This window comes from Acinetobacter sp. Tr-809 (genome assembly GCF_011753255.1).
Classification (GTDB): Bacteria; Pseudomonadota; Gammaproteobacteria; order Pseudomonadales; family Moraxellaceae; genus Acinetobacter.
In genome coordinates, this window is the sequence record NZ_VWVZ01000028.1 from 1 (window position 1) to 255 (window position 255).

The window sequence follows — 255 nt, forward strand, 5'->3', positions numbered from 1 at the left end:
TTGTACCATTTCCAAACTTAATGCCTTTGTCCGCTGTCGCTTGTGCTGCATCTGCCGCATTTTGAGCAGTCGTCACATTTTGGTTGGTCGTAAATAATTGCCCACCATTCACCGCATCTGTCGATGCCGCTGAGCTGATATCTCCAGCAGTCACATTGGTGATCTTTTTATTACCTGCATTGATACCTGTCGTTTTATCTACAACAACTGTACCTACAGTTACCTTGTCGAAGTTCACATCTTTCGCTGTCGATA

Annotated in this window: 1 protein-coding gene; it reads right to left on the reverse strand. The window is 44.3% G+C overall.

The window, feature by feature from the left end; all coding sequences use genetic code 11:
- Window positions 1-255, reverse strand: a 255-nt coding sequence (locus tag F3J02_RS18410; protein ID WP_167251629.1) for a hypothetical protein, incomplete at both ends; no start/stop codon positions are given.